Source organism: Mycetocola reblochoni REB411 (genome assembly GCF_900163835.1).
Classification (GTDB): domain Bacteria; phylum Actinomycetota; class Actinomycetes; order Actinomycetales; family Microbacteriaceae; genus Mycetocola_B; species Mycetocola_B reblochoni.
Window position 1 is genome coordinate 1 of record NZ_FUKR01000005.1, and the last position, 24979, is coordinate 24979.

At 70.3% G+C, this 24979-nt stretch carries 27 protein-coding genes; 12 read left to right on the forward strand and 15 right to left on the reverse strand.

The window, feature by feature from the left end:
* Nucleotides 1-20: 20 nt before the first annotated feature.
* The 4 genes from FM119_RS00630 (at nucleotide 21) to FM119_RS00645 (ending at nucleotide 3307) form a co-directional block, all read left to right on the forward strand.
* The gene (locus FM119_RS00630; RefSeq protein ID WP_087135763.1) at nucleotides 21-821 is read left to right on the forward strand and encodes an ABC transporter permease subunit; all 801 of its coding nucleotides are present in this window, start codon (nucleotides 21-23) and stop codon (nucleotides 819-821) included.
* On the forward strand, nucleotides 818-1537 hold the full coding sequence (locus FM119_RS00635) for an ABC transporter ATP-binding protein (protein ID WP_087135764.1): 720 nt from the start codon (nucleotides 818-820) through the stop codon (nucleotides 1535-1537). The genes FM119_RS00630 and FM119_RS00635 overlap by 4 nt, the downstream gene beginning before the upstream one ends.
* Entirely contained in the window at nucleotides 1534-2523 is a 990-nt protein-coding gene (locus FM119_RS00640; RefSeq protein ID WP_087135765.1) for an aliphatic sulfonate ABC transporter substrate-binding protein, read from the forward strand. Before FM119_RS00635 ends, FM119_RS00640 begins: the two co-directional genes overlap by 4 nt.
* Nucleotides 2524-2656: 133 nt before the next feature.
* Nucleotides 2657-3307 carry a carboxymuconolactone decarboxylase family protein gene (locus tag FM119_RS00645; RefSeq protein ID WP_087135766.1) on the forward strand — a complete coding sequence of 217 codons (651 nt, stop codon included), beginning with the start codon at nucleotides 2657-2659 and terminating at the stop codon, nucleotides 3305-3307.
* A gap of 104 nt (nucleotides 3308-3411) precedes the next feature.
* Here FM119_RS00645 and FM119_RS00650 read toward each other — a convergent pair whose 3' ends face one another.
* From FM119_RS00650 to FM119_RS00690, 9 genes are all read right to left on the reverse strand, one after another.
* The gene (locus tag FM119_RS00650) at nucleotides 3412-3846 is read right to left on the reverse strand and encodes a MepB family protein (protein ID WP_087135767.1); all 435 of its coding nucleotides are present in this window, start codon (nucleotides 3844-3846) and stop codon (nucleotides 3412-3414) included.
* A 128-nt stretch (nucleotides 3847-3974) separates the two neighbouring features.
* Nucleotides 3975-5354 (reverse strand): MFS transporter, encoded by a 1380-nt coding sequence (locus FM119_RS00655; protein WP_245827152.1) that lies wholly within the window; start codon nucleotides 5352-5354, stop codon nucleotides 3975-3977.
* Between the two features lie 300 nt (nucleotides 5355-5654).
* The gene (locus tag FM119_RS00660; RefSeq protein WP_087135769.1) at nucleotides 5655-6425 is read right to left on the reverse strand and encodes an SDR family NAD(P)-dependent oxidoreductase; all 771 of its coding nucleotides are present in this window, start codon (nucleotides 6423-6425) and stop codon (nucleotides 5655-5657) included.
* Between the two features lie 32 nt (nucleotides 6426-6457).
* Nucleotides 6458-7420 carry a 3-hydroxyacyl-CoA dehydrogenase family protein gene (locus tag FM119_RS00665; RefSeq protein ID WP_087135770.1) on the reverse strand — a complete coding sequence of 321 codons (963 nt, stop codon included), beginning with the start codon at nucleotides 7418-7420 and terminating at the stop codon, nucleotides 6458-6460.
* Nucleotides 7421-7450: 30 nt separating this feature from the next.
* Complete coding sequence (locus FM119_RS00670) at nucleotides 7451-8389, reverse strand: sugar phosphate isomerase/epimerase family protein (RefSeq protein WP_245827154.1); 939 nt, start codon at nucleotides 8387-8389, stop codon at nucleotides 7451-7453.
* A 332-nt stretch (nucleotides 8390-8721) separates the two neighbouring features.
* Nucleotides 8722-9441, reverse strand: a complete 720-nt coding sequence (locus FM119_RS00675; protein WP_087135772.1) for a GntR family transcriptional regulator — start codon at nucleotides 9439-9441, stop codon at nucleotides 8722-8724.
* Nucleotides 9438-10268: a triose-phosphate isomerase family protein gene (locus FM119_RS00680; RefSeq protein WP_245827157.1), complete on the reverse strand. Its 831-nt coding sequence runs from the start codon at nucleotides 10266-10268 to the stop codon at nucleotides 9438-9440. Before FM119_RS00680 ends, FM119_RS00675 begins: the two co-directional genes overlap by 4 nt.
* The gene (locus tag FM119_RS00685; RefSeq protein WP_087135773.1) at nucleotides 10262-10756 is read right to left on the reverse strand and encodes a ribose-5-phosphate isomerase; all 495 of its coding nucleotides are present in this window, start codon (nucleotides 10754-10756) and stop codon (nucleotides 10262-10264) included. Before FM119_RS00685 ends, FM119_RS00680 begins: the two co-directional genes overlap by 7 nt.
* 49 nt (nucleotides 10757-10805) lie before the next feature.
* Nucleotides 10806-12524 carry a dihydroxyacetone kinase family protein gene (locus FM119_RS00690; RefSeq protein WP_087135774.1) on the reverse strand — a complete coding sequence of 573 codons (1719 nt, stop codon included), beginning with the start codon at nucleotides 12522-12524 and terminating at the stop codon, nucleotides 10806-10808.
* A 158-nt stretch (nucleotides 12525-12682) separates the two neighbouring features.
* Between FM119_RS00690 and fbaA the strand changes: the two genes are divergently transcribed.
* Nucleotides 12683-13708: a class II fructose-bisphosphate aldolase gene (gene fbaA / locus FM119_RS00695; protein WP_087135775.1), complete on the forward strand. Its 1026-nt coding sequence runs from the start codon at nucleotides 12683-12685 to the stop codon at nucleotides 13706-13708.
* Nucleotides 13709-13783: 75 nt separating this feature from the next.
* Here fbaA and FM119_RS00700 read toward each other — a convergent pair whose 3' ends face one another.
* A complete protein-coding gene (locus FM119_RS00700) occupies nucleotides 13784-14404 on the reverse strand; it encodes a DUF6264 family protein (RefSeq protein ID WP_087135776.1) in 621 nt (206 codons plus the stop codon).
* A 71-nt stretch (nucleotides 14405-14475) separates the two neighbouring features.
* Here FM119_RS00700 and xseA point away from each other — a divergent pair, with 71 nt between their 5' ends.
* The 5 genes from xseA to FM119_RS00725 are packed head-to-tail and all read left to right on the forward strand — an operon-like array spanning nucleotide 14476 to nucleotide 18782.
* Entirely contained in the window at nucleotides 14476-15792 is a 1317-nt protein-coding gene (xseA, locus tag FM119_RS00705) for an exodeoxyribonuclease VII large subunit (RefSeq protein WP_420845557.1), read from the forward strand.
* Nucleotides 15793-15802: 10 nt separating this feature from the next.
* Nucleotides 15803-16042 (forward strand): exodeoxyribonuclease VII small subunit, encoded by a 240-nt coding sequence (locus FM119_RS00710; protein WP_087135792.1) that lies wholly within the window; start codon nucleotides 15803-15805, stop codon nucleotides 16040-16042.
* The gene (locus FM119_RS00715) at nucleotides 16035-16685 is read left to right on the forward strand and encodes a DUF4245 domain-containing protein (protein WP_087135778.1); all 651 of its coding nucleotides are present in this window, start codon (nucleotides 16035-16037) and stop codon (nucleotides 16683-16685) included. Before FM119_RS00710 ends, FM119_RS00715 begins: the two co-directional genes overlap by 8 nt.
* Complete coding sequence (locus tag FM119_RS00720; RefSeq protein WP_087135779.1) at nucleotides 16682-17362, forward strand: carbonic anhydrase; 681 nt, start codon at nucleotides 16682-16684, stop codon at nucleotides 17360-17362. The genes FM119_RS00715 and FM119_RS00720 overlap by 4 nt, the downstream gene beginning before the upstream one ends.
* Nucleotides 17363-17381: 19 nt before the next feature.
* Nucleotides 17382-18782 (forward strand): class II fumarate hydratase, encoded by a 1401-nt coding sequence (locus tag FM119_RS00725; protein ID WP_276327849.1) that lies wholly within the window; start codon nucleotides 17382-17384, stop codon nucleotides 18780-18782.
* A gap of 228 nt (nucleotides 18783-19010) precedes the next feature.
* Here the strand turns inward: FM119_RS00725 and FM119_RS00730 are convergent, their stop codons facing one another.
* The 3 genes from FM119_RS00730 to FM119_RS00740 all read right to left on the reverse strand — a co-directional run bounded on the left by FM119_RS00730 (nucleotide 19011) and on the right by FM119_RS00740 (nucleotide 22079).
* Complete coding sequence (locus FM119_RS00730) at nucleotides 19011-19595, reverse strand: hypothetical protein (RefSeq protein ID WP_143822586.1); 585 nt, start codon at nucleotides 19593-19595, stop codon at nucleotides 19011-19013.
* 110 nt (nucleotides 19596-19705) lie between these two features.
* Nucleotides 19706-21193 (reverse strand): PhoH family protein, encoded by a 1488-nt coding sequence (locus FM119_RS00735; RefSeq protein WP_087135781.1) that lies wholly within the window; start codon nucleotides 21191-21193, stop codon nucleotides 19706-19708.
* Nucleotides 21194-21329: 136 nt separating this feature from the next.
* Nucleotides 21330-22079: an isoprenyl transferase gene (locus tag FM119_RS00740; protein WP_087135782.1), complete on the reverse strand. Its 750-nt coding sequence runs from the start codon at nucleotides 22077-22079 to the stop codon at nucleotides 21330-21332.
* 189 nt (nucleotides 22080-22268) lie between these two features.
* Between FM119_RS00740 and trhA the strand changes: the two genes are divergently transcribed.
* Nucleotides 22269-23066, forward strand: coding sequence for a PAQR family membrane homeostasis protein TrhA (trhA, locus tag FM119_RS00745; RefSeq protein ID WP_087135783.1), 798 nt, complete (start codon nucleotides 22269-22271; stop codon nucleotides 23064-23066).
* A 103-nt stretch (nucleotides 23067-23169) separates the two neighbouring features.
* Here the strand turns inward: trhA and FM119_RS00750 are convergent, their stop codons facing one another.
* On the reverse strand, nucleotides 23170-23550 hold the full coding sequence (locus FM119_RS00750; RefSeq protein WP_179205141.1) for a hypothetical protein: 381 nt from the start codon (nucleotides 23548-23550) through the stop codon (nucleotides 23170-23172).
* On the reverse strand, nucleotides 23547-24434 hold the full coding sequence (mca, locus tag FM119_RS00755) for a mycothiol conjugate amidase Mca (RefSeq protein ID WP_245827159.1): 888 nt from the start codon (nucleotides 24432-24434) through the stop codon (nucleotides 23547-23549). The genes FM119_RS00750 and mca overlap by 4 nt, the downstream gene beginning before the upstream one ends.
* Nucleotides 24435-24527: 93 nt before the next feature.
* On the opposite strand from mca, the gene FM119_RS00760 reads away from it, so the two are divergent.
* Nucleotides 24528-24959 carry a DUF4307 domain-containing protein gene (locus FM119_RS00760; RefSeq protein ID WP_087135784.1) on the forward strand — a complete coding sequence of 144 codons (432 nt, stop codon included), beginning with the start codon at nucleotides 24528-24530 and terminating at the stop codon, nucleotides 24957-24959.
* The last annotated feature ends 20 nt before the right edge of the window (nucleotides 24960-24979 follow it).

Sequence of the window (24979 nt, forward strand, 5' to 3'; positions counted from 1 at the left end):
CCTCCATGGAAGCCCCCACCATGTCACCCCTCAGACGAGCGCTCGCGCGCTCCCCCCTGGTCCCCTGGATCATTCCCGTCGTCGCCGTCGTGCTCTGGCAGCTGATCGACACCGAGTACCTGCCCAAGCCGACCGAGGTCGCCGAGGCGGGGTACCGTCTGCTGCTCAGCGGCGAGCTGGCCGAGCACGTCTGGGTGAGCACGCAGCGCGCCTTCACCGGATTCCTCATCGGCGGGATCATCGGGCTGGTGCTCGGCCTCGTCAACGGCACCTCACGCATCCTTGCGAACCTGCTCGACACCTCCATCCAGATGATCAGGACCGTGCCGCATCTGGCGCTCATCCCCGTGGTGATCGTGGCCTTCGGCCTCGGTGAGGAGGGGAAGGTGTTCCTCGTCGCACTCGGCGTGGCGTTCCCGGTGTACCTCAACACCTACAACGGCATCAAGAACATCGACCCGGCGCTCATCGAGATGGCGCAGGTCTACCGCTTCAGCCCGCGCGACCTGTACCTCCGGGTCATCATCCCGGGCGCGATGCCGTCGATCCTCGTCGGCGTGCGCTACGCCCTGGGCATCATGTGGATGTCGCTCATCGTGGCGGAGACGATCGGCTCCGACGCGGGGATCGGCTACCTGGCCAACCGCGCGAGGGACTTCGTCCAGATGGACATCGTCGTGCTCTGCATCCTGCTGTACGCCATCCTCGGCAAGCTGTCCGACGTCGTCGCCGTGCTCCTCGAGCAGCGCCTGCTCCGCTGGAACCCGGCGTTCGTCCGGACACCCTCCACCCGACGCACGACGAAGGAGACCAGCCGATGAGCGTCGAGGTAGCACTGGAGAGCGTGACCAAGCGGTTCGGCGACGTCACCGTCCTCGACGGCCTCGAGCTGCGGATCCCCCGCGGCGAGTTCGTCGCCGTCGTCGGCCAGAGCGGCTGCGGCAAGAGCACGCTGCTGCGCGCCATCGCCGGTCTCGAGCCGATCAGCGCGGGGCGGATCGAGCTGGACGGCGAGCGGGTCGACGGTCCGTCGAACCGGGTGCGCGTCATGTTCCAGGACGACCGGCTGCTGCCGTGGCAGACCGTCGGCCGCAACATCGAGCTGGTGACGAAGGACCCCGCCGCCACCGCGCAGGTGCTCGACAGCGTCGGGCTGGGTGCCAAGGCGGACGCGTGGCCCAGCACCCTGTCCGGAGGCCAACGCCAGCGCGTCGCCCTGGCCCGCGCGCTCGCGAGCGACCCTGAGCTGATCCTCTTCGACGAGCCACTCGGTGCGCTGGACGCGTTCACCCGCGTCGAGATGCAGAAGCTCATCGAGAACCTCTGGGAGGAGCGCGGCTTCACCGCCGTCCTCGTCACCCACGACGTCGCGGAGGCCGTCGCCCTGGCGGACCGCGTCATCGTCCTCGCCGACGGCCGGGTGTCCGTCGACCGGCGCATCGACCTGCCCCGCCCCCGGCGGCGCGACCAGGCGTTCTACAGCCACGAAGAGGACATCTTCAACCGAATCATCGACAGGCAGGGACTCACCTCATGACCAAGATCCGCACCATCCTCACCGCCGGCCTCCTCGCCGCCCTCGTCGCCGGGACCGCCGCGTGCTCCACCTCGCAGGGCGGCGGCGACGCCGAGAACGGCACGGTCCGCATCGGGTACCAGAAGGGCAACACGGTCAACATCCTCAAGGCCAGGGGCAACCTCGACGAGCGCCTCGCCGAGGAGGGCTACGACGTGGAGTGGACCGAGCTGTCCATCGGCATCGCCGTCCTGGAGGCGCTGAACACCGGCAACATCGACTTCGGCCACTCCTCCGACGCGAACGCGGTGTTCTCCGCCGCGGGCGGCAAGCCCGTCGAGTACGCCGCGTCCGAGACCCCCTACCCCACCGGCGTCGCCCTGGTGTCGAAGGCGGGCTCCGGCATCGACGACGTCGACGACCTCGTCGGCCGCAGCGTCGGCGTGATCGAGGGCGGCAACATGCACTACCTCCTCATCCGGGCGCTGGAGGAGGCCGGCCACAGCATCGACGATGTCGACGTGAAGTACTACAAGGCCGCCGCGGACGGTCTGTCCGCGTTCCAGCAGGGCTCCTTCGACGTGCTCGGCACCTGGGACCCGTACCTGGCGATCATCCAGCAGACGGTCGACACGACGACGGTCACCGACGCGACCGGCCTGGCCGACAACCGCACCTTCTACTTCGCCTCCGAGAAGCTGCAGACCGAGGACTCCGAGGTGCTGTCGATCATCCTCGACGAGCTGCAGGAGTCGGACCAGTGGGCGGAGCAGAACAAGGACGAGGCCGCGCAGATCCTCGCCGACGAGCTCGGCCTCGACGTGGAGCCGCTCGAGGCGGCGCACGAACGCCGCACCTTCGGCGTGCAGCCGGTCGACGACGCGGCGGTCGAGGCGCAGCAGCAGCTCGCCGACACCTTCTACGACGCCGGCCTGTTCGACACCCCCATCACGATCGCCGACTACGTCACCGCGAGCCCGGCCTGGCTGCCGGACAGCGTGCGCTGAACCCGGCGGAGCGCTCCGCCGCTCGGGCGATCACCCGACCGGCGGTCCGCGGCACCCCTGTCCCCGCCGTCCCGCCGCCCCGGTCACCGGAGAGGCGGGCGACGACACCCACCGACGAGCACGGAGAGCATCCATGAGCAGACTGCCCCTGATCCCCTACGACGAGGCGAGCGACGAGGTGAAGGCGTCCTACCGCCGGTTCCACGAGGCGGGCCTGGACAAGTTCATGCACCAGGCGGAGTCCCTCGCGCACCACCCGCCGCTGCTGGAGGCGGTCACCAACCTGCTGCTGGCCTACTACCACCACAGCGAGGTTCCGCAGCGTTACCTGGAGCTCGGCGTGCTCGCCGTCAGCGCCCGCAACGCCTGCGAGTACTGCGTCGTGCACCACACGCCGCAGGCGGTCGGCACCGGCCTCACCCTGGAGCAGACGACTGCGGTCGTCGAGGGCGACTGGAGGGGCAGGGACGACTTCGACGACACCGACCGGCTCGTCCTGGAGTACGCCGAGCAGGTCACCGCGGATGCGAACCGGGTGAGCGACGAGCTCTTCGCCGGGCTGCGCGCCGCGTTCACGGACTCGCAGGTCCTCGAGCTGACCATGCGGCTGACGACCTGCACCTTCTTCAACAAGTTCAACGACGTGCTCCGCCTGGAGGTCGAGCCGATCGCCGCGTCGCTGTTCACGACGGCGACCGGGGCTGCCCCCGACGCCGAGGCCGCGGGCGACGCCGCCACGGCCACGGGCACGGGCACGGTGACGGACGAGGGCGGGACCGCCTAGTCCCGGCGAGGACGGAACGCCGAACGGTGAGGGCACCATATGGTGCCCTCCCCGTTCGTCGTCCGCACGGCGACGGATCACCCGCACGGCGACAGGGTGCGGCCTCAGAACTCCTCGAACGCCGGAGCCTGGCGCCGCTGAGTGGCGAGCGCTGCGGGGTTGAGGCCCCCGCACCAGGATGGGTACACCCGGAAGCCGCGCTTGCCCCGGCCCGACCCCGCCGTGACGTCGAGCGCGTCCAGGTGCGCCGCGGTGAAGGCGAACACGCCGCGCCGCTCCTGCTGGCGGACGAACACGAGCAGACCGGCGCCCACGGCGTCCCGCTCGAACGGCGCGGTGGCTCCGTCCGGCCGCCTTCGCCAGAAGGCGAGGAACGCCCCCGGCTTCGTCGGCGTCGTTCGTGCCGTCCTGACGTGCCAGTCCTGCCCGTCGATACGGGCGAGGCCGGACTCGTAGTCGCTGTTCTGCGCCTCCACCACGACGGAGGACACCGGAACGCCCCGGCGGGACGCCCACTCGTCGAACGCGTCGAAGACCATTCCTCGAGGCTACCGGCCGGACCGCCGCTGCCCGCGCGCGACCACCGACGTCGTCGGCCGCGTCTCCACACGCGACCGGGCGGGCCGCCCCCGAGGGGACGGCCCGCCCGGTCAGGCGGTTCGACGGGTCAGTGGCCGGGGGTGGCCGTCTTCGCCTCCTCCTCGAGCAGCGCGTCGGCCTTCGAGCTGAAGAAGCGGGTGCCCCACAGCATCGCGGCGGACAGGAACGCGAACACGCCGAGCGAGACGACGCCCCAGGCGCCGGAATCGGTCGGGATGGACTCGTTGATGCTCGTCCTCATGATCGGCGCGACGAAGCCACCGAGGTTACCGAGGGAGTTGATCAGGCCGATGCCCGCCGCAGCGGCCGCACCGCTGAGGAACGCCGTCGGGTAGGACCAGGTGATCGGACCGCAGCCGAGGAAGCTGGCGACGGCGAGGGTGATGAAGAAGATGCCGAGGATCGGCTGGCCGTTGGCGCCCGCCCACGCGGAGCCGAGGATGCTCAGACCGGTGATCACGTAGAACCAGGTGCCCCAGGTGCGACGGCGGCGGACCGTGTTCGCGTACTTGCCGATGTAGTAGCAGCTGAACAGTCCGACCGCCCACGGGATGGCGGAGACCAGACCGACCTGCCAGCCGACCGACTGCCCGAGGAGGTTGCCGACCTGCTGCGGCAGGTAGAAGGTCGTGCCGTACACCGCGACCTGGAGGCCGAAGTAGATGATGGTGAAGTACCACACCTTCCAGTTGACCAGTGCGGCGCCGATGCCCTTCGGGCCGTCCGACTCCTTGACCTTCTGCTCGTCGGCCATGACGTCGGCGAGGGCCTTCTTCTCCTCGACGCTCAGCCATTTGGCCTGCTGCGGCGAGTTGATGAGGAAGAACAGCGCGGCGATACCGGCCACGACGGCCATCATGCCCTCGACGAAGAACATCACCTGCCAGCCGTGCCACGGCGTGAACTGGTCGCCGAAGCTGATCAGACCACCGCTGAGCGGAGCGCCGAGCATCTGCGAGAACGGCTGCGCGAGGTAGAAGATGGCGAACATCTGCACACGCATCTTGTTCGGGAACCACTGCGCCAGGAACATGATGACGCCGGGGAACAGACCGGCCTCGGTCACGCCGAGCAGGAAGCGCAGGATGACGAACATGGTGTCGTTCTGCACCCAGGCGAACGCCGTGGCGACGATACCCCAGGTGATGGCGATGCGGGCGAGCCAGACGCGGGCACCGAACTTCTCCAGCAGCAGGTTCGAGGGGATCTCGAAGATGGCGTAGCCGATGAAGAAGATTCCGGCGCCGAGCGCGTAGGCGCCGGCCGTGATGCCGCGGTCGATGGACAGGGCCTCCTCGGCGAAGCCGACGTTGGTCCGGTCGAGGAAGGCGACGAAGTAGAGGATGACCAGCATCGGCATGAGCCGGGTGGCGGCCTTCTTGATTCCGGACTTCAGGTGCGGGCTGTTCAGCAGCGCCTGGGAGTCCGCGCGGGTTGATGAACTCAACGTTCTCTCCTTTGAGGTGCGGGGTGTGACGGTGATGCGAATGGGGGTGTGACGAAGGGGGGCGGGGCGGCGACGGTGTCGTCCGCCCCGCTGGCAGGGGCAGGGCGTGTGGCCCGGTCAGCGGGCCGACCGGGCCAGCCGAGCGAGCGGATCGGCCGCCGGACCGGCGCGGTCCGGTCAGCCGAACAGCGTGGGGGCGATCATGACGATCCCGACGCCGACGCAGATGATCCCGAGGCAGAGCGCGATGATGCGGGGGGCCTTCCAGCGGCCCGGCTCCGTGTTCAGTGCCATGACGGCCTAGTGCATGTAGAGGCCGCCGTCGACGTTCAGGGTCTGGCCCGTCACGAATCCGGAGTCCTCGCTGATGAGGTAGGCGATGGCGGCGGCGATGTCGCGGGGCGTGCCGATGCGCGGCAGGACGCCGTCGGCGGCCATCGCGGTCTTGCGCTCCTCGGTCAGGGTGCCGCCCATGATGTCGGTGTCGATCGGCCCGGGCGAGATCGCGTTGACCGTGACGCCCTGGTGTCCGAGCTCGCGGGCGACGCTGCGGGTGAAGCCGATCACGCCGGCCTTCGCCGCCGAGTAGACCGTCTTGGAGAAGGTGCCGCCGCCGCGCTGGGCCGAGACGGAGGACAGGTTGACGACACGGCCGACGCCGTTGCCGACCATCGACTCGACGGCGCGACGGGTCGCGTAGTGGACGCCGTTCATGTTGATGTTCATGACACGGTTCCACTCCTCGTTCGTCACCTCGAGGTAGGGCACCGGCGAGGACACGCCGGCGAGGTTCACGAGGGCGACGAGCTGCGGCAGCGCCGCCTCGAGCGAGTCGAAGGCGGCCCGGACCTGGGCCTCGTCGGCGACGTTGGCTCCGGCGCCGGCGGCGAGGACGCCGTGCTGCTCGGCGATCTCGGCGGCGACGGCGGCGGCCGCGTCGGCGTCCAGGTCGATGATGCCGATGTTCCAGCCCTGCTCGGCCAGGTAGTGGGCGCTGGCGCGGCCGATGCCGCGCGGCGAGGCGGCGCCGGTGAGGACGACGGTGCGCGATTCGGGGAAGGCGATGCTCATGGTTGGTGTTCCTTCTGTTCTTTCTGCCCTGGTCAGTTGGCCGGGTGGATGGGGGCCGGGCCGAGCTCGTCGATGAGCTTCTGCATGGCGACGTAGGCCTTGTTTCGGTAGGCGACCAGCTCGGGGGTGCGGTCGGCGGGGACGTCGAGGAAGCCCGCGCCGGTCTTGGTGCCGAGCTTGCCGGCGTCGACCAGATCGGACAGCACCTCGGGCGTGGCGAAGCGCTCGGGCCAGCGCGTCTGGAGCGAGGCGTAGCAGAACGAGTACACGTCGAGCCCGGCCATGTCGGCGATCGCAAACGGCCCGAAGAACGGCAGGCGGAAGCCGAAGGTGGTGCGGACGATCGTGTCGATGTCCTCCGGCGTCGCGACGCCCTCCTCGACCAGCTGCGTGGCCTCGTGGAACAGCGCGTACTGGAGGCGGTTGAGCACGAAGCCCGTCGCATCCGAGACGCGTGCGGTCTGCTTGCCGGTCGCGGCGACGATCTCCTCGACGACGGGAAGGACCTCCGGCGAGGTGCCCGCGTGCGGGATGAGCTCGACGCCGGGGATGAACGGGGCCGGGTTCGAGAAGTGCACGCCGAGGAATCGCTCGGGGCCGGTGACGGCCTCGGCGAGCGAACCGATGAGGATCGTCGAGGTGTTGGAGCCGATGATCGCGTCGGGGCGCGCGGCGGCGCTGATGCGACGGAGCGTCTCGTGCTTGATCTCGATCTTCTCGGGGACGGCCTCCTCGATGAAGTCGGCGTCGGCGACGGCGTCCTCGATGCTCGCGGCGGGGCGCAGGTTCGCCTCGATGCGCTCGACGGCGTCGGCGGGGAACAGGCCGTCGGCGACGAACTGCCTGGCCTCCTCGACCAGCCGGGCGTAGTTCTTGGTGGCGATCTCCTCGGAGATGTCGGCGATGACGACGGTCGCGCCGGACAGGGCGAGGACCTGGGCGATCCCTCCACCCATGTATCCGGAACCGACGACGGCGATGGTGCGAGTGCTCATGGTTGTCTCCTAACTCTTCGTCGAGTGCGCTCAGCCCTGGGGCAGCAGGGTGCGGATGTACGTCTGGTTGGTGCCGCAGACGCCGAGGCTGTCGCCGCCGTACTGCTCGCACAGGATGATGCCGTTGAAGCCGACGGAGATGGCCTCGCGCACGACCTCGCGGTAGTTGATGAGTCCCGCCTCCATCGTGGAGGGGACGCTCGTGGCCCAGCTGCCGTCCTTGGCCTCGTCACGGGTGTAGTTCTTGACGTGCCAGTAGTTCGCGTAGGGAAGCGTCTTGCGGTACAGCTCGCGCCAGTCCTCGACGGGGCGGTGCAGGCGGATGAGGTTCGCCACGTCAGGGTTGAGGCCGACGTTGTCCAGGCCGACGGCCTCGACGAAGCGCACGGCACTGTCCGCGGTGCCGAGGTAGGTGTCCTCGTACATCTCCAGGGAGACCGGCAGGCCCACCTCTGCGGCGTGCTTTCCGAGCTCGCGGATGCGGCTGACGGCCAGGTCCCAGGTCTCGCGGTCGTCGGGGTCGACGGGGCCCTGCGCGGTCCAGAACCAGAGCGCGTCCTTCTGCGCCTGGGTGAAGGGCTGGTGCAGTCCGGTCGAGAAGACCGACATGCCCCACTCGGCGGCGGCGTCGATGCTGCGGTGCGCGTAGGCGAGGTTCTCCTCGCCCTTGCCCGGCTGGATGACGCTCTGGCGCTGGACGTGCACGGAGGGGATGCTGACGCCGTGCGAGGCGGCGATGGAGAGGAACTCGTCGCGGCGGCTGGCCGACAGGTCGGCCGGGCGGACGTGGCTGTCGGCGAGCTCGGCGAGGGTGAAGCCGACGCTGGCGACCTGGGCGAAGACGTCGTCCCAGACCTCGGCGGGGGCGTCGTGCAGTGCCACCCCGTTCCTGTCGACGGCGGGGATCCCGTGGAGGCAGGTGGCGATCGGCCACGTCTCGGCGGTATAGCGGGTGTCAACGCTAGACATTGTGCTCCATTGCATGAGTGGGGGTGGGGGCGCGGGAACCGCACCTGAAATATCCTATAGGAAATATAGGCCGTGCTCGCGGCGGATGCAAGCACGCTCGACAGCGCGTCCGGCCGGCCGCGCCCGCGCCCTCCCCTCGCCCGTTCAGGACGGCACGAACGACATGCGACGACCGCTCGGGCGCGAGGGCAGTCGGGCTCGAGGGCGCTCAGGCTCGAGGGCTCACCGATGCACCCCCGCGCAGCACGACGCGGGGACCGGATCAGACGCTCACGTTCGCGCGTTCGCCGATGCGACGCACCGTGCGTCCGGTCGCGACGCGGTGGGCTGGATCAGACGCCGTCGCCGGACGCCGCCATCGACCGCTGCCTGACGTTCGCGATGTGCGCCCGCATCGCCTCGACGGCGCCGTCCACGTCACCGGCCTCATAGGCCAGCACGACCGCGAGATGCTCCGCGGCGGCCTCGGTGACGTCATCGGGCCCGCGCACCACGGCCTGACGCATGCGGTGCGTCAGCGCACCGAGCGACTCGTACATGCCGACCAGGTAGCGGTTGCCCGAGTGCTCGAACACGGCGCGGTGGAACTCGAAGTCGCTCTGGAAGTAGTCCTGGGTCAGCTGCAGCGGCACCGGCTCGTCCGCGCTGCCCCTGGCGAGGATGCGGTCGCCCTCCTCGCTGTGTCGCCGCTGGCGCTCCCTGAGCTCCGGCAGCATGGCGGGCACATGCGCGCCCGCCAGACGGGCAGCCTCGACCTCGAGGACGGTACGGGCCTGGAACAGCTCCTCGAGCTGCTCGGTGTTCAGCGGAGGGGCGACGCGATAGCCCTTCAAGGCCTCGCGGGTGACCAGTCCCGTGCGTTCGAGCTCGACGAGCGCCTCGCGCACCGGCGTCGGCGACACGTTGAGGACCTTCGCCATGCTGTCGATCGACAGCCGTGCGCCCGCGGGGATCTCGCCCTCGAGGAGCTTGCGCAGGATCATGTCGTAGACGCGGTCACGCAGACCACGGCGGTCGATGCCCGCCGGCGAGGCCCCCTGCTGTCGGCTCATGCCGTGGGCTCGCCGATCCGTGCGATGCCGGCGATCTCGTCGAGGATCAGCCTGACGGCCTCCGGGTCGTGCGCGAAGCGTCCGAGGAACATGCCGTCCACGGAGTCGGCGATGCCGGGGAGCAACCCGGGTCCGGCGCTGCCGCCGTAGATCACGCGGTGCTCACCGACGGCGGGGTCGTCAGCGACCTGCTCCCCCAGCGAGGCGCAGACCGCCCTGATGTGGTCGGCGCCGGCGGGCTCGGCCGCCCCGATCGCCCAGACCGGCTCGTAGGCGACCACCAGGTCGCCGGTGAGGCCGGCCTCGCGCGCCGCCGACAGCGACGCGCTCAGCTGGGTCCTGCACTCGATCGCAGCCGAGCGGGGGTCCTGCTCGGCGACCTCGCCGATGCAGAGCACAGGCGTGAGCCCGTTGCGCCACGCCGCGGCGACCTTGAGCGCGACGGTGTCGTCGGTCTCGCCGAACAAGGCGCGCCGTTCGGCGTGCCCGATCTCGACCAGCACGGCCCCGAGCTCGCGGATCTGTGGACCGGACACCTCGCCGGTGAACGCCCCGCCGTCCTCCCAGTACATGTCCTGCGCACCAAGCAGGACGCCGCTGTCGCCGAGCGCGCGTCCCACGGCCTCGACGGCGAGGAAGCTCGGGATGACGAAGACGGTGGCCGCGCCCGCGGCCGTCGCCCTGTGCTCGCGCACGATGTCGGCGACCGCCTCGCTCCACTCGACGGAACGCTCGCGGCTGAAGTACATCTTCAGGCTGGAACCGATGAGGAACCGGCCACGGCCGAGGCGGGACGCCGGGGCGCCCGCCCGGTCGGTGGTCAACACGATGGTGCGCCCTCCACAGCGATCGGATGACCCGCCTCATACTCACCGATCAACGCGACCTTCTCCGCCGACGCACTCGACGGATCAAAACGATACGTCAACCACTCACGCACCAAACGCTTCGCCAACTCGATCCCGACCACACGCTGACCCATGCACAACACCTGCGCATCATTGCTCAACACCGCACGCTCCACCGAGAACGAATCATGCGCCGTCACCGCACGCACACCCGCGACCTTGTTCGCCGCAATCGCCACACCCAGACCCGTCCCGCAGAAGATCAACGCACGATCCACCTCACCCGAGGCCACCTTCTCCGCCGCCGCGACCGCGACACTCGGATACGCCGTGTGCGACTCCGCATCCACGCCCACATCCACCAGCGACGCCACAAGACCCTCGTCCTGCACCATCCCCTTCACGATCTCCTTGTACCCAAAACCGGCATCATCCGAACCGATCACCAGACGAAGCTTCTCAGCCATCGCACGTCTCCTTCATCGAACTGATTTCACAACAGGAACAGGGGGCCGCTCAGCTCGCGGCCAGCACCGGGAGGACCGCCGCCACGATCAGGGCGAACGAGATCGCTCCGGGATCGGGGGTCCCCTGCGACTTGTCGCCGTGGGACCGTGCACGTCCGAGTTTAGCCGTGAGGTCCGCGGTCTTGTCCGCGGCGTCCTCGGAGGCGGCCGCCGCGGTCGTCCAGGCGGCGACGGTCTCGGCGCCCGAGGCGACCTCCGCCGCGAGCGTCTCGGCGAACGGCACGATCGCATCCACCATCGTCTTGTCCCCCGGCTTGGCCTTGCCGAACGCCATCACCGCGTCGCTGGCCGCGACCACGCCGCGAGCGACGGTCGCGGCATCCGCCGCGGACTCGTCGCCGAGCTCGGCCCCGAGGGAGCGGAGGATCTCGGCCCAGATCGCGCCGGAGGTGCCCCCGGCCCGGTCCGACCACGCCTCGGCCGCACGGTTGAGCGTCGTCTGCGCGCCGGCTCCGGCCGCGACGACCCCGCGAGCGGCGTCGCGCCCGGCGTGGGAGCCGCGCTGCATGCCGATGCCGTGGTCGCCGTCACCGGCGATCCTGTCGATCCGGCCCAGTTCCTCGGCGTTCGCGTCGACCACGTCGACGACCGCGTCGAGCGCGGCGAGGACGGTCGCCGCCAGCGCGCGGGACTCCTCCGAGGCCACCGCAATGGCCTCCGCCTCTTCCTCGGCATCGACCTTTTCGGCGACGAGCTGCGGGGCGACGCTGCCCTTGCGGAACCCCGAGCTGTCGGCCGGAGCCGACCACAACTCCTCGAGCTGCTCGTCCAGCCAGAACAGGGTGAGCGAGACGCCCGCCATGTCGAAGCTCGTGCACAGCTCGCCGACCTCCGGCTCGACGACGGTGACGCCGGCCTCGCCGAGCAGCTCGCTCACGCGCTTGAACACGACGAACATCTCCTCGTACTTCACCGAGCCGAGGCCGTTGAGCAGCGGCACGACACGGGAGCCGGCGACGGTGACGCCCTCGGGCAGCTCGGTCAGCAGCTTCTCCACGAACATCTCCGCCAGCTCGTTCGCCGTCGGGATGTCGGTCTCGTCGATGCCCGGCTCGCCGTGGATGCCCAGTCCGACCGCCATGCGGCCCTCCGGAACGGTGAACAGCGGCTCGTCCGCTCCGGGCAGGGTGCAGCCGGAGAACGCGACGCCGAAGGAGCGCGTCCTGGCGTTGGCCCTCCGGGCGAGCTCCTCGACGGCGTCGAGGTCGTGCCCGGCCTCGGCCGCCGCCCCGGCGACCTTGAACACGACGAGGTCGCCGGCGATGCCGCGGCGCTTCTCGATCTGGTCGGCCGGCGCGCTCCAGATGTCGTCGGTGACGAGCACCGTGCGGACGTCGTGGCCCTCGGCCCGCAGCCGGTCCTGAGCCTGGCCGAAGTGCAGCACGTCGCCGGCGTAGTTCCCGTAGCTGAGCAGGATCCCCCTGCCCTGCTCCGTGCGCTTGGCGACGTTGTAGACCTGCGTTCCCGAGGGCGAGGCGAAGAGGTTGCCCATCGCGGCGCCGTGGGCGAGGCCCGGTCCGACGAGCCCGCCGAAGGCCGGATAGTGCCCGCTGCCGCCGCCGACCACGAGTGAGACGGTCGGCTCGGGCGCGCGGGTGGAGCGCACGACTCCGCCCGGTGCGGCCTGGACCCACCGCGAGGCCGCGGCGACGAAGCCCGCGATCATCTCGTCGGCGAAGTCGGCGGGTTCGTTAAACAGTCGCGTCATTGCGCTCTCCTTGGTCACTGATCGGGGTCCTGTAATCCTATAGGATTCCGCGACGAGTGGCATCCCCACCCCGCCCCGGCGATTCCCTAGACTGAAGCCATCTCATCTGCGCGCCGGAGCACGGACGCGCCGAGCCGTCACTCCGAAGGAGCTTCACCATGCCCGTGGCTACCCCAGACCAGTACGCCGAGATGCTCGACACCGCCAAGCGGTCCGGCTTCGCCTACCCAGCGTTCAACGTCTCGAGCTCTCAGACGCTGAACGCCGTCCTGCAGGGACTGACCGAGGCCGGCTCCGACGGCATCATCCAGGTCACCACCGGCGGTGCCGACTACTTCGCCGGGCACACGGTGAAGGCGCGCGCGACCGGCGCCATCGCCTTCGCCCGCTTCGCGCGGGAGGTCGCGGCGAACTACCCCGTCACCGTCGCCCTGCACACCGACCACTGCCCGAAGAACGCGCTCGACGATTTCGTCCGTCCGCTCATCGCCGCCAGCGAGCAGGAGATCGCCGCCGGCCGCGAGCCGCTCTTCCAGTCGCACATGTGGGACGGCTCGGCCGTCCCGCTCGACGAGAACCTCGCCATCGCCGAGGAGATGCTCGAGCGCACGCGGGCGATCAACGCCATCCTCGAGGTCGAGATCGGCGTCGTCGGCGGCGAGGAGGACGGTGTCAGCCACGACATCAACGAGCACCTCTACACCACGCTCGACGACGCGGTGAAGACGGTCAAGGCCCTCGGCCTCGGCGAGAAGGGCCGCTACATGGCCGCGCTGACCTTCGGCAACGTCCACGGCGTCTACAAGCCGGGCAACGTCCGGCTCCGCCCCGAGCTGCTCAAGGACATCCAGGACGGCCTCAAGGCCGAGTTCGGCACCGGCGACAAGCCGCTCGACCTCGTCTTCCACGGCGGGTCGGGCTCGACGGAGGCGGAGATCTCCGAGGCCGTCGCGAACGGCGTCATCAAGATGAACATCGACACCGACACGCAGTACGCCTTCAGCCGCTCGGTCGCCGACAGCGTGCTGCGCGACTACGACGGGTTCCTCAAGGTCGACGGCGAGGTCGGCAACAAGAAGGTCTACGACCCCCGCGCCTGGGGCAAGAAGGCCGAGACCGCGATGGCCGCGCGCGTGGTCGAGTCCGCGACGCAGCTGGGCTCCGCGGGTCACTCGGGTCGCTGACCCGACCCACGGCACGGGGCCCGGTGCACGGTATCGCTACCGTCCACCGGGCCCCGTCGTCTGCCCCGGATCCGCTCAGGGAGTCGACGAGGGGGTCGGAACGCCGCTCGGCACGACGACCGCGCTATCCATGAGCGTGGTGACGAAGTCGGGCTGGGAGAGCATCGCCGCCATGAGAAGGGCGAAGACGATCACGGTGACCACCACACCGATCACGAGAGGGATCCACCAGCTGGACACCTGGCGGCGCAGACGCCGCAGCGACAGCCAGAGCGCGGCGATCCAGCCGACGATGTAGCTCAGGGCGATGACGACGCCGATGATCCGCAGCCCGAGGCTGTTGACCAGGCCGGTGTCGCCGTCGACGCCGAGCTGTTCGGCGACGACGCTGAACGTGCCGTAGAGGTCCAGGAGACCGGGCACCGAGGTGAGGGTGACGTACAGCCCCACTCCGAGCAGGAGGAAGGTCAGCGCCCTGTTCCAGTTGAAGGGAGCCGGAGTCCCGGGAAGCGCCGCGGGGCCGGGGCGAACCGACGGCCGCTGCGGGGCGCTCGCCTGCGCCGTGCCGGGGACGCCCTGTCCCTGCGCCGACGCCTCGGCCTCCGGCTCGGCGGGTAGACCCATCCGGCGTCGCTGCTCCTCCGGCGTCGCGTAGACGCCGAACTCCGGCTCTGGTCTCTTGTCGTCTTCCGGCACGGTTCTCCTTCACAGCGGCCCGTCCGGGGCCGTCCGAGCACAGTGGCGGAGCTCGTCCGATCGGGGGCCGGATGACCGTTATCGTTGACGAGAACGATCATTCCGGCGGTGTCCGCCGCGGTCAGTCTAGAGGAGCACCGATGAGCCCGCAGCCCGCCACCATGGAGGCGCCCTGGCCCGTAGCCGAGCTCGGCGCACGGCTGCGCGAGTACATCGACCGCCTCGGCACGATCTGGATCGAGGGCGAGATCACCCAGTGGGGCGTCTCCGGCGGCAACGTCTACGGCAAGCTCAAGGACCTCGAGCAGGACGCCACGGTGAGCTTCACCATCTGGTCCTCCGTCAGGTCCAAGCTGCCGGCCACGCTCTCGCAGGGCGATCGGGTGGTCGCGCTGGTCAAGGTCAACTACTGGGTCAAGGGCGGGACACTCACCGTCCAGGTGATGCAGATGAAGCAGCTCGGGCTCGGCGCCCTGCTGGAGCGCATCGAGCAGCTGAGGGCGCAGCTCGGTGCCGAGGGGTTGTTCGCCCCCGAGCGCAAGAAGCGCCTCCCGTTCCTCCCCGGCACCATCGGCCTGATCACGGGCAAGGACTCCGACGCCGAGAAGGACGTCCTCCGCAACGCCCAGCTCCGCTGGCCCCACGTGCGCTTCCGGACCGTTCACGCCGCCGTGCAGGGAGAGCGCACCGTGCCCGAGGTGCTGAGCGCCCTGGCGACGCTCGACGCCGACCCCGCGGTCGAGGTCATCATCATCGCCAGGGGTGGGGGCGACTTCCAGAACCTCCTCGGCTTCAGCGACGAACGCATCCTCCGCGCGGTCGCCGCGGCGACGACCCCCGTCGTCTCCGCGATCGGCCACGAGGCCGACCGCCCCCTGCTCGACGAGGTCGCCGATCTGCGCGCGTCGACGCCCACCGACGCGGCCAAACGCGTCGTCCCCGACCTGGCGGAGGAGCTCCTCCGCGTCGACCAGGCCAGGAGCCGCCTGTCCCAGCGAGTGACCTCGCTCATCCAGAACGAGCAGGAGCGCATCCAGCAGCTGCGCAGCAGGCCCGTGCTCGTCGACGGCGGATGGATCGTCGACCAGCGCTCCCAGGAGCTGACGATGCTCGTCGCCCGCGGTGACGAGCTCGCGGTCAGACGGGTGGGCGACGAGCTCGCCCTGGTCGAGCGGCTTTGCGCACAGATGCGTGCGCTCTCCCCCCGTGCCACGCTCGATCGCGGCTACGCGATCGTCCAGGGCGCCGACGGCGGCGTCGTCCGGACTCCGTCCGACGCGCCCGACGGTCGCGAGCTGGTCGTGTCCCTCTCCGGCGGGCGCCTCGCCGCCCGCTCGCTCGGCCCGGCCGCGTCCGCGCCCGCCGTTCCCGATTCCCGCGACGACTAGGATGAACACCATGGCAGAACCCCGCACCTCCGACGTCGGCGAGCTCAGCTACGAGCAGGCCAGGGATGAGCTGGTGGCCGTCGTCTCCCGCCTCGAACAGGGCCAGACCACCCTCGAGGAGTCGCTCGCCCTCTGGGAGCGCGGCGAGGCGCTGGCCCAGCGATGCGAGCACTGGCTGATCGGGGCGCGCGACCGGCTCGACCGTGCCAGGAGCGAGCGCGCCGGTGCGGAGCCGAACGGCGATGAGTAAGACCAGCGAGCCCCGGGTCGTCGCCGAGCTCGGCCGCCCGGAGACCCCGGAGGAGACGGCGGAGCGCAAGGCCGAGGACTCCCGCAAGTACCGCATGCGCAAGACGCTGAGCAACCTCGTCTACTCGCTGCTGGTCACGCTCGGGCTGGTGCTCGTGATCGTGATGATCGTGCCGAGGAACGACACCCCCCGCCACCGCGACGTCGACTACACCGCCCTGGCGCAGAACGCCCAGTCCGACCACGAGCAGCGCCTGGCGGCCCCGTCGCTGCCCGAGGGGTGGCGGTCGAACTACGCGGAGATCCGCACGAGCACGGCCGACGGCGTCAGCAGCTGGCAGATCGGATTCCTCACCCCGTCGGACGAGTACATCGGACTGGCGCAGGGGCTCGACGCCAACCCGAGCTGGGTCGCCCAGCAGCTGGCCAACACCGCAGCGGACACCACCGTCACGATCGACGGCGTCACGTGGACGGTCTACGACAACCGCGACAGCACCGACGACGTCGGCAACGCCGAGTACGGCATGGTCGCGGACGGGGGCGGCAGCACCTTCGTGCTCGTCGGAACCGCACCCGACGACGAGTTCGCCGAACTCGCCAGCAGCCTCACCCCCACGATCACGGAGGCATCAGAACGATGACAGAGTACGAGAGCCCCGCACGCGCCTGGCAGCGCATGAAGCGCGGCAACGCCCGCTTCGTCTCCGGCGGGCCCCGCCACCCCCGGCAGGACGTCGAGCGGCGACAGGAGCTGGCGACCTCGCAGGCCCCGAGCGTCGCCCTGTTCGGCTGCGCCGACTCGCGGCTCGCGGCCGAGATCATCTTCGACAAGGGCCTCGGCGACCTGTTCGTCGTCCGCAACGCCGGTCAGATCATCTCCGACTCGGTGATCGGCTCCCTCGAGTACGCCGTCGCGGTGCTGCACGTCCCGCTGATCGTCGTGCTCGCCCACGACAACTGCGGAGCCGTCAGGGCGACGATCGACTCGGTCGAGAGCGGTGTGCCGTCCGAGTCCCCGCACATCCAGACGATCATCAACAGCATCACGCCGGCCGTCGAGCACGTCCAGCGCAGTCACGGGGACGATGGTTCGGAGATCGATGCCGCGCTCGTCGGCAAACAGCACCTGCGCCACACCGTCATGGACCTGGTCCGCGGCTCGGAGATCATCTCGGCCGCCGTCACCAACGGCACCCTCGGGATCGTCGGCGCCAACTACGAGCTCGTCAACGGCACGGCGTCCGCGCACGTCGTCTTCGGCGACATCGACCACGAGAACACCACCGGCCGGACGACAACGACGCGTTCGGCCCCTTAACACAGAGGGAGAGCACACCGTGGCCAACGACAACGGCGACTACCGCATCGAGCACGACACCATGGGAGAGGTCCGGGTCCCCGCCTCGGCCCTGTACGGCGCCCAGACGCAGCGCGCCGTCGAGAACTTCCCCATCTCCGGCTCGCAACTCGAGCACGCCCAGGTGGTGGCGCTGGCCCAGGTCAAGCGTGCCGCCGCGAGGGCGAACGCCGAGCTGGGGGTACTCCCCGAGGACGTCGCCGCCGCCATCGTCTCCGCGGCCGACCGGATCATCGCCGGTGAGCACGCGGACCAGTTCCCCGTCGACGTCTACCAGACCGGCTCGGGGACCTCGTCCAACATGAACATGAACGAGGTCCTCGCGGGGCTCGCGACGGCGACGCTCGGCTCCCCCGTTCACCCCAACGACCACGTGAACGCCTCGCAATCCTCCAACGACGTCTTCCCCAGCTCGGTGCACATCGCGGTCACGCAGGCGCTCATCGCCGACCTGATCCCCGCTCTCGAGCACCTGGCCGCCGCTCTGGAGGCCAAGGCCGCGCTCTGGGCCGACGCCGTCAAGCCGGGCAGGACGCACCTCATGGACGCCACCCCTGTCACCCTCGGCCAGGAGTTCGGCGGCTACGCCCGGCAGGTCAGGCTCGGCGTCGAACGGGTGCGCAGTGCGCTCCCCCGCGTCGCCGAGGTCCCGCTCGGCGGGACCGCCGTGGGGACGGGCATCAACACCCCCGCCGGGTTCCCACAGAAGGTGATCGCGCACGTGCAGGAGGCCACCGGGCTTCCCATCACCGAGGCCGAGGACCACTTCGAGGCGCAGGCGAACAGGGACGGCCTCGTCGACGCCTCGGGCGCCCTTCGCACCGTCGCGGTGGGGCTGACCAAGATCTCCAACGACCTGCGCTGGATGGCCTCCGGTCCGAACACGGGCCTCGGCGAGCTGCACATCCCCGACCTGCAGCCGGGCTCCTCGATCATGCCGGGCAAGGTCAACCCGGTCATCCCCGAGGCCGTCCTGATGGTGTCGGCCCGCGTCATCGGCAACGACGCCACCATCGCCTGGGCGGGGGCGTCCGGCGCGTTCGAGCTGAACGTGCAGATCCCCGTGATGGGCACGGCCCTGCTCGAGTCGATCAGGCTTCTGGGCAACGCGGCCAGGGTCCTCGCCGACAAGACCATCGACGGGCTGAGCGCCAACCTTGAGCGCGCCGCGGAGCTCGCCGGCATGTCGCCCTCGATCGTCACCCCGCTCAACAAGATCATCGGGTACGAGGCGGCCGCGACGATCGCCAAGCATGCGGTGTCGGCGGGTGTGACCGTGCGCGACGCCGTGATCGAGCTCGGATTCGTCGAGCGTGGCGAGATCAGCGAGGAGCAGCTCGACGCCGCCCTCGACCTGCTCTCGATGACGCACCCGGGCTGAGAGCGGTTCCGTCGGGGCGGGCGCGTCCCTCCCCGACGGGGGCCCGCCGGCCGGTCAGCGTCGGCGCCGGTCGGGGCCCCACGCTCGGCATCCGCACCGTCCGGCGCCCGCGCCGTGCGGTATCCGCACCGTGCGGCACGCGAGCCGTCCATCTCCTGCGCCGCCCGGCACCCGAGCCGTCCGACACCCCACGCGGCCGGCTGCCGATCCGGTCGGTGATTCGCGTGGTCACGGCCCGACGACGACCGCCTCCGTCCAGAACCCGACGAGCAGCGCCGGACCGAACGGGATGCTCCGTCTCCAGCCCCGACGGACCACCTCCGCGATGGCGACGCCGCCGCCCACCAGGAGCGCGATGACGCCGAGTCTGACAGCGGATTCCACGGCGAGCGCGGTCTGGCACTCCCCCGCCGCCAGCGCGAGCGCGAAGCCGAGCGAGAGCTTGACGTCGCCGAGCCGCATTCCGCCGATCAGCGCGGCCACGATGAGCGGCACCACGAGCACGGCGACGACCGCGAGGAGGGCGGGGAGACGCTCCGGCTGCACCGCCACGGCCGCGGCGCCGACCGCGAGCACGGGGCCCACGAGCGCGTCGGGGAGCCGATGCTCGACGACATCGACGCGCCACAGGGTCGGCGTGACCACGGCGAGGACGAGCGCGGGCGCGGCGAAGACGAGCGTGGGTAGGAGGCCGTCGAATGACCGGGCACCGGCCAGTGCGACGAGCACGGCGAGGCAGACACCCAGGCCGATCTCGCGTCTGCTCGGCCTGAGCCCGTCCCCCTGCACGACGACCACAGTAGAAGCGCCCACCGCCGGCCGGGGAACGCGTCCCCAGCCCCCTGCGGTCCCGCGACGGCCGGCCCGCGATCGCCGTGCGTGCGGGCCGGCCGGAGCGGTCAGGTGATCAGCTGATCAGGTGGTCAGGCCGTCTCCTGGGCCTCCAGCAGCTCCGTGACCAGAGCGGCGATCTCGGAGCGCTCCGAGCGCGTGAGCGTGACGTGGCCGAACAGTGCGTGCCCCTTCAGCGTCTCGATCACGCTCGCGATCCCGTCATGCCTGCCCACCCGCAGGTTGTCCCGCTGCGCTACGTCGTGGGTGAGCACGACGCGCGAGTTCTGACCGATGCGGCTGAGCACGGTCAGCAGCACGCTGCGCTCCAACGACTGCGCCTCGTCGACGATCACGAAGGCATCGTGCAGCGAGCGACCGCGGATGTGGGTCAGCGGGAGCACCTCGAGCAGGTCCCTGGCGACGACCTCCTCGAGCACGTTGTCGGACACGACCGAGCCGAGCGTGTCGAACACGGCCTGGCCCCACGGGTTCATCTTCTCGCCCTGGTCCCCCGGCAGGTAGCCGAGCTCCTGGCCTCCGACGGCGTACAACGGGCGGAACACCATGATCTTGCGCTGCTCACGTCGCTCCAGGACCGCGTCGAGCCCGGCGCAGAGGGCGAGGGCGGACTTGCCCGTTCCCGCGCGCCCGCCGAGGCTGACGATCCCGACGTCGGGGTCGAGGAGCAGGTCGATCGCGAGCCTCTGCTCCGCGGAGCGCCCCCGCAGCCCGAAGACCTCCCTGTCGCCCCTGACCAGCCGGAACTCGCGCGTCCCCGTGACCCGCCCGAGCGCCGAGCCGCGCTCCGACTGGATGACGAGCCCCGTGTTGACCGGCAGGTCCTCCACCTCGTCCGCCAGGGCGACCTCGCTGTCGTACAGGTCGCTCATCTCGCTCGCGCTGAGTGCGAGCTCCGCGAGCCCCGTCCACCCGGAGTCCGGCCGTTGCTCCGCGCGGTATTCCTCGGCCAGGAGCCCGAGCGACGACGCCTTCACACGCATCGGCAGGTCTTTGCTGACCACGCAGACGTCGGAGCCCTGTGCAGCGAGCACCGAGGCGGTCGCGAGGATCCGGGAGTCGTTGTCGGCGCCACGCAGCGCGGAAGGCACCCCGCTCTGATCGGCCGTGCCGAGCTCGATGCGGAGCATCCCGCCGGCGGAGCCGACCGGGACCGGCCGGTCGAGCCGTCCGTGGCGCACCCGCAGCTCGTCGAGCAGCCGCAGCGCCCTCCGTGCGAAGTAGCCGAGCTCCGGGTCGTGGCGCTTCTTCTCCAGCTCCCCGAGCACGACGATGGGCAGGACGACCTCGTGCTCCGCGAACCGGAGGATCGCCTGCGGGTCGGCGAGAAGCACCGAGGTGTCGATGACGTAGACGCGCGTGCTCGGCGGCGTCTGCTCGTCGGTGTCGGACGGCAGCAGTTCTGCACCGGCCAGGATCGGATCTGTGATGGTCACGCTCACTCCGCCCCCCGGGCGCGGAGCCCGGTTCGTCGTCGAGCCGGCCAGTGATCTGTACCAGGTGAACGGATGTGGCCGTCCCGATCGGGCGCGGTGCCCGATACAGCCGACACTAGGCATCCGTCCGGACGCGCGGGAGGGCAACACGCCGACGATGCGTGACGGTTGCGTAAACAGATCGGACCGCGCGGGAGGCGCCGCCGGGCACCTCACTCAGCCGCACCCGCTCGTCGCTCAGCCGCGCCGGGCCCGTCGCTCAGCCGCCGAAGCGGCGCTGACGCCCGGCGTAGTCGCGCAGTGCGCGGAGGAAGTCGACCTGTCGCAGGTCCGGCCCCAGCGCCTCGACGAAGTAGAACTCGCTGTGCGCACTCTGCCAGAGCATGAAATCGCTGAGCCGCTGCTCACCCGAGGTCCGGATCACCAGGTCGGGGTCGGGCTGGCCGCTGGTGTACAAGTGCTCGCCGATCAGCTCGGGCGTGAGCTCGTCGGCGAGGGAGTCGATCGTGCCTCCGGTCGCCCCGTGGTCGGCGACGATGCTGCGGATCGCGTCGACGATCTCGGTCCGGCCGCCGTAGCCGACCGCGAGATTGACGTGCAGGCCCGTTCCGCCCGCGCTAGCGCCCTCCGCCTGGCGGAGCGCTCCGACGAGACGCTCGGGCAGGTTCTGCAGCGAGCCGACGTGCTTGACCTGCCAGTCCCTGTGCGTGGAGATCTTCTCCGCCAGGTCGGCGATGATCTCGATGAGATCCTGGAGCTCGTCCGAGTCGCGGTGCCTGAGGTTGTCGCTGGACAGCAGGTACAGGGTGACGACGCCCACGCCGAGCTCGTCGCACCAGTCGAGGAACTCGGCGACCTTCGCCGCACCGGCCCTGTGCCCGTCGGCCGCGCTGGCGAGACCGAGCTGCCGTGCCCACCGCCGGTTGCCGTCGATGATCATCGCGACGTGGTGCGGGATGACGTCGGGGGTGAGTCCGCGCCGGAGGCTCTTCTCGTAGAGCCCGTACATCCAGCCGGGGGCCGGGAATCCGTTAGACGCTGCCACAGGGCTACGTTAGTGCATCCGCCTCGCGACGCCTCCGGGCGTCTCGCGGCGTCCGCACGGTTCCCGCACGGCCCGCGGACGGCGACGGTGCCCCGACCGGCGGGCGGTGCGAAACATGTTCCCCGCGACAGGGCACGGTCCTAAGCTTGTGTCATGGTCAGTCTGGGCGGAAGCGGCGAGAGGAAGAACGACCGGGACGCACGCTCGGACGTCCCGCTGCCGGAGTCGGCGGCCGCCGTCGCGGCCGACGATGCCACCGGGCCCGAGCTCCCCAACATCCCGCTCATCGACGCCCGCGCGGACGATCCCGCCGAGGTCAAACCGAGCTGGCGGGGGTGGATCCACGCGGCGACGTTCCCCGTGGCGGTCGCGGCGGGGATCGTGCTCGTCGTCCTCGCCGACGGTCCAGCCGCCAGCTGGTCCTCGGCCGTGTTCGCCCTGACCTCGCTGCTGCTGTTCGGCAACTCGGCGCTCTACCACCGCTTCAACTGGGGTCCCCGGATGAAGGTCGCCCTCAAACGCCTAGACCACGCGAACATCTTCCTGCTCATCGCGGGGACCTACACACCGATCGCGGTCCTCGCGCTCCCACCGGAGAAGGGGCGGCTCCTGCTGCTGATCGTGTGGGCGGGGGCGCTGCTGGGGATCGGCTTCCGGGTCTTCTGGATCACGGCGCCCCGCTGGCTGTACGTCCCCCTGTACCTCGCTCTCGGCTGGGCCGCCGTGATGTACCTGGGCGACATCGTCGCAGCGAACGCCGTCACGATGATCCTCGTCGTCATCGGCGGGCTGCTCTACAGCGGTGGGGCCGTCGTCTACGGGATGAAGCGCCCGAACCCGGTTCCGGGCGTCTTCGGCTTCCACGAGATCTTCCACAGCTGCACAGTGCTCGCGTTCCTCTGCCACTGGACGGCCGTGCTACTGCTCGCGGTCAACCCGCCGCTCGCCTGACCCGGCTCACGACCCCAGCGGCACGGATCGGCGGCGCGGCGCGCGCTGCGACCACGGGTCGACGATACGGCGAGCGGCACCGTCGGTCCCCACGAGCGACGGGTCAGCGCGCGGAGCGGTCGTCCCCGCCCGCGGCGTCGTCCCCGCCCGAAGAGGCGCCTGCGTCCGTTGCCGTGTCCGACGCGCCCTCCGAGCCGGCCGCGCCCGGAGCCGGGGCGCGCCCGGAGCGCGCCGCATCATCCCGCTCGGCGGCGGTGTCGTCCGCGGCCGCCCGGTCGGCCGCCACACGGCCGCGGTACTCCACGCGCCTCACGCGCCTGGCCATGTCCACGATCAGCAGGATCGCGAGGACCGCGACGATGAAGATCGCCGTGAAGCCCACGGGGCCGGGGGTCACGTCGTTCGGATCGACGGTCGGCATCGGCGTCGGAACGGGGCTGCCGGTGGTCAGCCGGAGCGCGGTGTCGAATACGGGGGCGATCATGCCGGTGAATCCTCGATTCCATTGAACAGGTCGGACTCCGCCGCGCCGACGGGCGCGCTCGGAACGGTGGAGTGGATGAGCTCGTAGTCCTCGGTCGGCCAGACCTCACGCTGCAGGTCGTTGGGCCAAAAGAAGAACGAGCTCTCCGGAGAGACCTGGGAGGCGTGCGCGCGGAGCGCATTGTCGCGCACCTCGAAGAAGTCGGCGACAGGCACCCGGGCGAGGACGCGCTCGGTGAGCGCGTCCTCGCGCTCGGTGAAGCGGGTGAGCAGCTCCTCCCACTCCCCGCGCTCCGGCGCATCGGGGAACCGCGCGATCATCGCACCGACGATGGCCCGGAAACGTTCGCTGCTGAACACACGGTCGTAGTAGTGCTTCGGGACGCTCCACGGATCCCCGAGCTCGGGGTGGTCGTCGCTCCCGGCGAGCTCCCGCGCCCGGACGGCGATCCTGTTCGAGCGGATGTGGTCGGGGTGGGGGTACCCGCCGTTCTCGTCGTAGCTGATCAACACCTGCGGACGCTGCTCGCGGATGAGGGCGACGAGAGGGAGCACCGAGGTCTCGACCGGGATGTCGGCGAAGGACGCCGCCGGGACGGAGCCGTTCTCGTTGGCCATGCCGGAGTCACGGTAGCCCAGCCAGCGCTGGCGCACGCCGAGGATGTCGCGCGCGGCGTCCATCTCCCTCCGGCGCAGCCCTGCGAGGTCGCGAGAGGCCAGGGGCGTGGCCTCCACGGCAGGGTTGAGGATGTCGCCTCGCTCGCCTCCCGTGCAGCTGACCACGAGCACGTCCGCGCCGCGCGAGCGGTAGTAGGCCAGCGTGGCCGCCCCCTTGCTCGACTCGTCGTCGGGGTGGGCGTGCACGGTCATCAGGCGCAGGCTCACGTGTTCTCCTCGGTCGGGCGCAGGTCATATCCTGGATGGAAAGGATGGGCTCTCGACCAAGCTTATTCGCTCGACCATGAGGAGTTCTGCGCGATGGCGTTCAGGGATCAGGACCGGCAGCTCGACGACGCGGCTCCGGCGATCGGCTCGCGCTACGGACGCACGACGGGGACGCGGCGGCGTGAGCGGCTCGTCCTGGCCTCGATCGGGGCGTTCGCCCTGCTCGTCGCCGTGGTGTGGGTGATCTGGGTCGCCATCGACTCGCCGTCGTCGTCGATCGAGACCGGCGACCGCGGCTACGTCGTCAACGACGACCGCAGCGTCGACGTGAAGTATTCGCTCACCGTCGCGCCGGGGACGGAGACCGTGTGCGTCGTCCAGGCCCTCGACGACAACTTCGGCGTGATCGGCTGGAAGACCGTCGAGGTGCCCGCCTCCGATCAGTGGACGCGCGGTCTGACCGAGACGGTCCGCACCACACAGCGCGCCAACACGGGATTGATCTACCGCTGCTGGCTCCCGTAGGATCGTCTGATATTCATTCC

Excerpts from the sequence above, each read along its gene's own strand:
- FM119_RS00630 (WP_087135763.1), top strand. The coding sequence starts at position 21 with ATGTCACCCCTCAGACGAGCGCTCGCGCGCTCCCCCCTGGTCCCCTGG.
- FM119_RS00635 (WP_087135764.1), top strand. The coding sequence starts at position 818 with ATGAGCGTCGAGGTAGCACTGGAGAGCGTGACCAAGCGGTTCGGCGAC.
- FM119_RS00640 (WP_087135765.1), top strand. The coding sequence starts at position 1,534 with ATGACCAAGATCCGCACCATCCTCACCGCCGGCCTCCTCGCCGCCCTC.
- FM119_RS00645 (WP_087135766.1), top strand. The coding sequence starts at position 2,657 with ATGAGCAGACTGCCCCTGATCCCCTACGACGAGGCGAGCGACGAGGTG.
- FM119_RS00650 (WP_087135767.1), bottom strand. The coding sequence starts at position 3,846 with ATGGTCTTCGACGCGTTCGACGAGTGGGCGTCCCGCCGGGGCGTTCCG.
- FM119_RS00660 (WP_087135769.1), bottom strand. The coding sequence starts at position 6,425 with ATGAGCATCGCCTTCCCCGAATCGCGCACCGTCGTCCTCACCGGCGCC.
- FM119_RS00665 (WP_087135770.1), bottom strand. The coding sequence starts at position 7,420 with ATGAGCACTCGCACCATCGCCGTCGTCGGTTCCGGATACATGGGTGGA.
- FM119_RS00670 (WP_245827154.1), bottom strand. The coding sequence starts at position 8,389 with ATGTCTAGCGTTGACACCCGCTATACCGCCGAGACGTGGCCGATCGCC.
- FM119_RS00675 (WP_087135772.1), bottom strand. The coding sequence starts at position 9,441 with ATGAGCCGACAGCAGGGGGCCTCGCCGGCGGGCATCGACCGCCGTGGT.
- FM119_RS00685 (WP_087135773.1), bottom strand. The coding sequence starts at position 10,756 with ATGGCTGAGAAGCTTCGTCTGGTGATCGGTTCGGATGATGCCGGTTTT.
- FM119_RS00690 (WP_087135774.1), bottom strand. The coding sequence starts at position 12,524 with ATGACGCGACTGTTTAACGAACCCGCCGACTTCGCCGACGAGATGATC.
- fbaA (WP_087135775.1), top strand. The coding sequence starts at position 12,683 with ATGCCCGTGGCTACCCCAGACCAGTACGCCGAGATGCTCGACACCGCC.
- xseA (WP_420845557.1), top strand. The coding sequence starts at position 14,476 with ATGACCGTTATCGTTGACGAGAACGATCATTCCGGCGGTGTCCGCCGC.
- FM119_RS00710 (WP_087135792.1), top strand. The coding sequence starts at position 15,803 with ATGGCAGAACCCCGCACCTCCGACGTCGGCGAGCTCAGCTACGAGCAG.
- FM119_RS00715 (WP_087135778.1), top strand. The coding sequence starts at position 16,035 with ATGAGTAAGACCAGCGAGCCCCGGGTCGTCGCCGAGCTCGGCCGCCCG.
- FM119_RS00720 (WP_087135779.1), top strand. The coding sequence starts at position 16,682 with ATGACAGAGTACGAGAGCCCCGCACGCGCCTGGCAGCGCATGAAGCGC.
- FM119_RS00735 (WP_087135781.1), bottom strand. The coding sequence starts at position 21,193 with ATGCCTAGTGTCGGCTGTATCGGGCACCGCGCCCGATCGGGACGGCCA.
- FM119_RS00740 (WP_087135782.1), bottom strand. The coding sequence starts at position 22,079 with ATGTACGGGCTCTACGAGAAGAGCCTCCGGCGCGGACTCACCCCCGAC.
- trhA (WP_087135783.1), top strand. The coding sequence starts at position 22,269 with ATGGTCAGTCTGGGCGGAAGCGGCGAGAGGAAGAACGACCGGGACGCA.
- FM119_RS00750 (WP_179205141.1), bottom strand. The coding sequence starts at position 23,550 with ATGATCGCCCCCGTATTCGACACCGCGCTCCGGCTGACCACCGGCAGC.
- FM119_RS00760 (WP_087135784.1), top strand. The coding sequence starts at position 24,528 with ATGGCGTTCAGGGATCAGGACCGGCAGCTCGACGACGCGGCTCCGGCG.